We start from the raw sequence: 7,433 nt of genomic DNA on the forward strand, positions 1-7,433 counted from the left end.
CAGGATCAAACTCTCAATAAAAAGTTTAATCTCTTTGCTCAAATTACTTTGAGTCTTAATTTTAAGACGTCTAAAAGAATTGCTGGTTTGTTTACTTAACTTATATTCTGTTCAATTTTCAAAGACCATTTTCTTCGTCGCCCTCAAGTGACTTTCTTATCTTACTATCTTCAAGCTAATTTGTCAACATTTTTTTATAAACATTTTTTATCAATATTTTTAATATTACTAATGTTTAATGAAAATGTTTCTCGCCCGAAGACATAAAATATAATATCATGTTGTTTATTTTTAATTCTAAGTATATTTTTTAAAATAGAGTTATTTTTATAACTTTTCTATAAATTTATTTATTTTCCTCTTTTTTTCTTATATTGATACGTGTGGAGTAGTTGTTCTATGTATTATACAAGATAATTATAAAAACCATATAAATTCAGTATATATGGTTTTTATATATCTATCTATTAATTTATAGCGGGATAATTATTATATCCATTTATAATATTATTCTCATTTATTTTATTTCCTGAATTTAATATAGTATTATTTACTATGGCGTTATTTTCTATTATACAACTCTCCATTATAATACTATTTCTAACTATAGCTCCCTTTTTTATTTTTACTTTTCTTCCAATTATACAGTTTTCTACTTTACCTTCTATATATGATCCATTTGCTATTATTGAATTATCAACTTGACTTTCTTTTGAATAGTATGTTGGAGCTTCATCCTTTTGTTTTGTGTATATAGGATTATTATCATAAAATAATTCCTTGTTTATTTTTTCATCTAGAATTTCCATATTTGTATTAAAGTATGCGTTAACTGAATTTATGCAAGCTAAATAACCACTAAATTCATATGATCCTACTTTTAAATTTTCTATATTATCTACTATATACTCCTTCACTTTCTTATATAAACCAGTAGTTATGCTATCCTTTATTATATCTATAAAGAAACTTGTTTTCATTATATACATTTCCATATTTATATTAGTGTTCTCTTTTCCATACTTAATCTTTTCTATAGATTTTACTTTTCCTGATTTATCTAAATTTATTTCTTCACAATTTAAAAATTTTTCATTAATCTTATTTAGTTTCTTATATATAATTGTGATATCATCTCCTGAATTTTTATGATTTTCTAAAGCCTTTTTATAATCTATATTACAAATCATATATGAAGGAGCTATTATTATATATTCTTTTCTACTATACTTTATAAATTCTATATTCTCTATAAATCCATGTATATCATCATATAATGGATCATATTCGCTATAATTAAAAACTCTTAATCCGTTGTTTTTTCTATGCAAATCCCATGGTCTACCATTACTTAAATGTTTCATAAGAGAATAAGATTTCTTCTTTGTAAATATGCCTATACACTCTACCCCTGAGTTAGTTAAATTTGATAATACGAAATCTATTATTCTATATCTTCCTGCTATAGGCATTGATGATATTATGTTATATCTAATTAGCTCTCTTACTCTCTCTTCACTTTCATCTAAATTTATTATTCCTATACAATCTTTCATGTATTTTCCTCCTAACTTATAATACTTCAGCTGGCTCTAATGTAGTCCCGCTTTTAAGTTCTTCTCTAGAGGCTATAACAGCTATTTTATTACCGTCTCCGATTTTACATCCTCTTCTTATTATTGCATTACTTCCAACTATAGCTTTGTTTATAATTACATCATCTTCTATTTTTGCATCAGGCATAATTACAGAATCTTTAATTATGGAGTTTTTACCTATACTTACTCCTTGAAATAATACTGAATGATTTACTTTCCCTTGAATATTACACCCTTCAACTATAAGAGATTCTTTAACTTCTACATTATGCCCTATATATTGTGCTGGTCTTGCTATGTTCTCAGAATATATTTTCCATTCGTTATCATATAGGCTCAATTTATTATCTATATTTAATAAATCCATATTAGCTTCCCATAAGCTTCTTATTGTACCTACATCCTTCCAATATCCATCAAAAGGATATGCAACTAACCTCATTTTCTTACTTAACATATTTGGTATAATGTTTTTTCCAAAATCATTACTAGAGTTTATGTCATTTTCATCATCTTTTAGAAGTCTTTTTAATACACTCCAGTTAAATATATATATTCCCATAGATGCTTTTGTACTCTTTGGATTATTTGGTTTTTCTTCAAATTCATATATTGATAAGTCCTCTCTTGTGTTCATTATTCCAAATCTACTTGCCTCTTTTATTGATACATCTATTACAGCTATTGTTGCATCTGCCCCCTTTTGCTTATGAAACTCTAGCATTTTATCATAGTTCATTTTGTAAATATGATCACCAGATAGTATTAGTATATACTCTGGATCATATCTATCTACATACTCAATATTTTGATAAATAGCATTTGCAGTTCCCTTATACCACTTACCACCCTTTTCACCCTGATATGGTGGTAATATTCTTACACCTCCATCTCTCCTATCTAAGTCCCAAGGTGCTCCTATCCCTATATGAGCATTTAGCTCTAATGGTTTATATTGAGTTAATACTCCCACCGTATATATACCCGAATTAGAACAATTACTTAATGGAAAATCAATAATTCTATATTTCCCTCCAAAAGGCACTGCTGGTTTAGCTAATCTTTTGGTTAACACTCCTAATCTTGATCCTTGTCCTCCAGCTAAAATCATTGCTACAATTTCTTTTTTACCCATCCTATCCTACTCCCTTAGCTTAGTTATATATTAATTTTATTAAATTCTAAAAGTATTTCTTTATATAAATATGAGTAAGATTTTAGTTATATGTTATGTAATAGTATTTTTTAAAAAAGTCGCCAAGGCGAGCTTGCCGAGCCGTCGACTTTTTTTAGCGCATGTGCATTTCCGAAGCTTGCCTGAGGAAAATTTTGCACGCGCATTTTATTCCATTTTTTACTCTATAAGGCTAACTTTAATAACTTATATGCTATAAATAATTTATCAACATACTTTGAAAATATAATTTCCTATAGAGTAAAAACACCTAGTAAACTTCTTATTCTAAAAAAATTTACTAGGTGTTTTAATAATTTAAAAATCTTTATATAATACATGCTCTTCTCTATAAATTTTTATATAGTACATCTGATCCCCAAATTCCAGTAGCATATTCTTTTATGGTTCTGTCTGACGAAAATATTCCTGAGTGAGCTATATTTACTCCACACATCTTCTGCCAATTATACTTATTATTATATAATTGATTTACTCTTATTTGTGCTTTTATATAACTATCAAAATCTTTTAATACAAAAAATTCATCATTATATTTTAGTAAGTTATCATATATTACTCTAAATTTTTCTTTATCATATGAATAAGTTCCATCAATTAAGCTATCTATAACTCTTTTTATCCTAAAATCACTATTATATATATCCCATGATGAATAGCCACCATTTTTATAATAATTTAAAACCTCATTTGCAGTTAGCCCAAATATTACTATATTATCATCTTTAACTTCATCCTTTATCTCAATATTAGCTCCATCTAAAGTTGCTATTGTTAATGCTCCATTCATCATAAATTTCATATTAGATGTGCCTGATGCCTCTTTTGTAGTTGTTGATATTTGCTCACTTAAATCTGTTGCTGGAATTATTTTTTCAGCCAATGAAACTCTATAGTTTTCCATCATAACAACTTTTATTTTATCTTTTACCCTATGATCATTATTTACTTTATCAGCTATAGATGTAATTAATTCTATTGTATTCTTTGCCAATAAGTAACCAGGGGCTGATTTGCCTGCAAAAATAAATGTTCTTGGATTTATATCCATATTAGGGTTTTCTATTATTTTATTATATAAGTCAATTATTCTTAGGCAATTAAGTGTTTGCCTTTTGTAAGCATGTATCCTTTTTACTTGAACATCAAAAATTGAATAAGGATCTACTTGAATACCTGATGAATTATATATCTCATTAGCTAATTTTATTTTATTATTTAGCTTTATATTATGAAGTTTTTCTAATACGCTATTGTTGTTTAAGTGCTTTTCTAAGGAAATTAAGTCCATTGGATGTCTTATAAATCCTTCACCTATGGTTTCTTTTAATAGATTCGTCAATTCTGGATTAATTTTTAGTAACCATCTTCTATGAGTTATTCCATTGGTTTTATTATTAAATTTATTGGGATATAAATAATAGAAGTCTGACATTTCTTTTTTCTTAAGTATTTCTGTATGAAGCTTAGCAACTCCATTTACACTATGGCTTCCCACTATGGCTAAATTGGCCATTCTAACAAATCCATCTCCAATTATAGCCATCCTGGATATCTTATCCCATTGTCCTATATATTTATTCCATAATTCCTTACAATATCTTTCATTTATTTCTTTAACTATCATATATATTCTTGGCAATATTTTTTTAAACATATTTATTGGCCATTTTTCTAATGCTTCTGCTAAAATAGTATGGTTTGTATATGAAATTGTATTTTGAGTTATTCTCCAAGCCTCTTCCCATGATAATTCTTCTTCATCTAATAATATTCTCATAAGCTCTGGTATAGCTAGTGTCGGGTGAGTATCATTTATATGAATTGCTACTTTTTCATCTAACTCAAGTATATTATTATTATATTTTTTATAATATCTTATTATACTTTGTAATGCTGATGATACAAAAAAGTACTGTTGTTTTAACCTTAGCATTTTGCCTTCATAAAATGAATCTTCAGGATATAGAACTAAAGATATTGATTCAACTGAATTTTTATACTCTATAGCTTTTAAAAATTCTCCTCTACTAAAGGATGAGAAGTCAAACTCATTACTAACAGGTTCAGCGCTCCATAATCTTAATGTGTTAACAACTTCATTTTTATACCCAACTACAGGAGTATCATAGGGGATCGCTAAAACAGGCTCATAGTTTACATGTGTAAACATTAGCTTCCCATTTACAGTTTCAACCTTTACATCTCCACCAAACTTTACTACTTCAGCCTTATCTCTTTTTTGTATTTCCCATACATTCCCTGATCTTAACCAATTATCAGGAACTTCTACTTGCTTCCCATCTATAATTTTTTGCTCAAAGAATCCATATTTATATCTTATGCCGCATCCATGTCCTGGAATGTTTAATGATGCCATTGAATCTAAGAAACATGCAGCTAATCTACCTAATCCACCATTTCCAAGTCCTTGATCTTGCTCTAAATTCTCAAGCTCATCTAAGTTTATATTTAAATCCTTTAGAGCTTCTCTACATATTTCTCTTATTCCTAAATTCATTAAAGAATCTCCTAGTAATCTCCCCAAAAGAAACTCCATAGAAAAATAATATACTTGCTTTTCACCAGTACTTTTATATCTGTTATTTGTATTTAACCATTGTTCTGCAATATAATCTCTAACAAGCCCCCCTAAGGCCTCATATTGTTGTTCTTTTGTACCATCTTCTAATGTTTTTCCATGTATCTCTAAAAATTTTCTCCTATAATCCTTTTTCAAGGAATCTCTATTTATATCTAGCATAATTTTCCCTCCGCTAAGATAAATTATCTATTAATTACATCTATATATAGCTCTTTATACTCTCTTGCTGATTTTTTCCAGCTATTATCAGATTTCATGGCCTGTTCTACAAGTGAACTCCAAATATTTTTATCATTATAAATATTTAATGCATATTCTAATACATTTATTAATTCACTACAATTATAATTTTTAAACCCAAAACCGTTACCTAAGCCAGTATATTGATTATAGGGAGAAATCGAGTCTTTTAGCCCACCTGTTTCTCTTACTATTGGTAATGCGCCATACCTCAAAGCTATAAGTTGACCTAATCCACACGGTTCAAATAGTGATGGCATTAAAAACAAATCTGATCCAGCATATATTTTATGTGCTAACTCATTGTTAAACTTGATATTTACAGATACCTTATCATGATATATATAATTAAACTTACTTAAAGTTTCTTCATAATCTTTATCTCCAGTACCTAGAATAACTAATTGTATATTTTTTTGTAGTATTCTATCAAGAGCATTTATTATTAAATCACAACCTTTTTGATGAGTTAACCTAGATACCATTCCGATAACTGGTATATCCTTATTTACAGGTAATCTTAATTCCATTTGTAAGTATTCTTTATTAATTTGCTTGTCCTCTATATTTTGCAGAGAATAATTTTTATATATATTTTTATCAGTTTCAGGATTATACTCATCATAATCTATGCCATTTAAAATTCCCTTTAAAGCACAACTTCTATACTTAAGTAATCCTTCTAACTTTTCTCCATATTCAGCAGCCTGAATTTCTTTTGAATAAGTATTACTAACTGTAATTATCTGATCACAATAATTAATGCCACCTTTAATAAAACTAACTCCCCCATATAATTCTATGCTTTTATTGAAATATGCTTCATAATTATACCCAAGTAATTCTGGTAAAATCTCTGGTGAAAAAGTTCCTTGAAAAAGTAAATTGTGTATAGAAAAAAATGTCTTTATATTTGTGTATATGTCTTTATTTTTATATTCAAATTTATATATAGCAGGTATCATTCCAGTTTGCCAATCATTGCAATGTATTATATCTGGTATCCAATTCATTTCTCTTACAAATTCTAAAACTGCTTTATTAAAAAAAATAAACCTTTCTGCATCATCATAATATCCATATAAATTATCTCTATTAAAGTAATATTCATTATCTATAAAGTAATATTCTACATCTTTATATATACAATTAAAAATCCCACAATATTGCCTTCTCCATCCTACATCAACAAAAAAATATTTCATAAACTCTAAATTTTTACTAAATCTATAATTTATATTTTTATATTTAGGTAATATAACTCTTATTTCTACTTCTTCCTTATTTAATGCTTGAGGTAATGCTCCAATCACATCCCCAAGTCCTCCTGTCTTAATAAATGGATCTGCTTCAGATGCTACCATTAATACTCTCATACAATAACCTCTCCTATGACTTAAAATTTATACCATATTAAAATGTATGAAAATTATTAAATAGTATTCTTAGTAAAACTTTTTATGTAAATAAAAATAGGAGCAAACCAAGTAAATGATTAAACTCCTTCGATATGATTTATAGTTATATTTAAAATAATTATCCACAAGATATCTAAAATTATTAACATTTCTTTTAATATTTTTATAAAATTGTTAATAATTTGTTTTTATAAATTTATAAAAACAAATAAAAAAGACTTAAGAATTTAATTCTTAAGTCTTTTTAATGACCTGGCAACGTTCTACTCTCCCACACAGTTTCCCATGCAGTACCATCGACGCTGTAGAGCTTAACTTTCCTGTTCGGAATGGAAAGGAGTGTTTCCTCTACGCCATCATCACCAGATATCAGAGTG

The 7,433-nt window shown here is 27.4% G+C and carries 4 protein-coding genes and 1 rRNA gene; all 5 read right to left on the minus strand.

The genetic code is table 11. From position 1 onward, the window contains the following. Positions 1 to 467: 467 nt before the first annotated feature. Positions 468 to 1,556 carry a glucose-1-phosphate adenylyltransferase subunit GlgD gene (glgD, locus tag ACYUEX_RS18525; RefSeq protein WP_460289452.1) on the minus strand — a complete coding sequence of 363 codons (1,089 nt, stop codon included), beginning with the start codon at positions 1,554 to 1,556 and terminating at the stop codon, positions 468 to 470. Between the two features lie 16 nt (positions 1,557 to 1,572). Next, entirely contained in the window at positions 1,573 to 2,733 is a 1,161-nt protein-coding gene (locus tag ACYUEX_RS18530) for a glucose-1-phosphate adenylyltransferase (RefSeq protein ID WP_411169160.1), read from the minus strand. A 388-nt stretch (positions 2,734 to 3,121) separates the two neighbouring features. Beyond that, entirely contained in the window at positions 3,122 to 5,557 is a 2,436-nt protein-coding gene (locus ACYUEX_RS18535) for a glycogen/starch/alpha-glucan phosphorylase (protein WP_460289453.1), read from the minus strand. Positions 5,558 to 5,580: 23 nt separating this feature from the next. After that, positions 5,581 to 7,014 (minus strand): glycogen synthase GlgA, encoded by a 1,434-nt coding sequence (gene glgA / locus ACYUEX_RS18540; protein WP_460289454.1) that lies wholly within the window; start codon positions 7,012 to 7,014, stop codon positions 5,581 to 5,583. A 292-nt stretch (positions 7,015 to 7,306) separates the two neighbouring features. Beyond that, a 5S ribosomal RNA gene (gene rrf, locus ACYUEX_RS18545) occupies positions 7,307 to 7,423 on the minus strand. Positions 7,424 to 7,433 lie beyond the last annotated feature (10 nt).

It is taken from the genome of Clostridium sp. CTA-7, from assembly GCF_054768095.1.

Excerpts from the sequence above, each read along its gene's own strand:
- glgD (WP_460289452.1), bottom strand. The coding sequence starts at position 1,556 with ATGAAAGATTGTATAGGAATAATAAATTTAGATGAAAGTGAAGAGAGA.
- ACYUEX_RS18530 (WP_411169160.1), bottom strand. The coding sequence starts at position 2,733 with ATGGGTAAAAAAGAAATTGTAGCAATGATTTTAGCTGGAGGACAAGGA.
- ACYUEX_RS18535 (WP_460289453.1), bottom strand. The coding sequence starts at position 5,557 with ATGCTAGATATAAATAGAGATTCCTTGAAAAAGGATTATAGGAGAAAA.
- glgA (WP_460289454.1), bottom strand. The coding sequence starts at position 7,014 with ATGAGAGTATTAATGGTAGCATCTGAAGCAGATCCATTTATTAAGACA.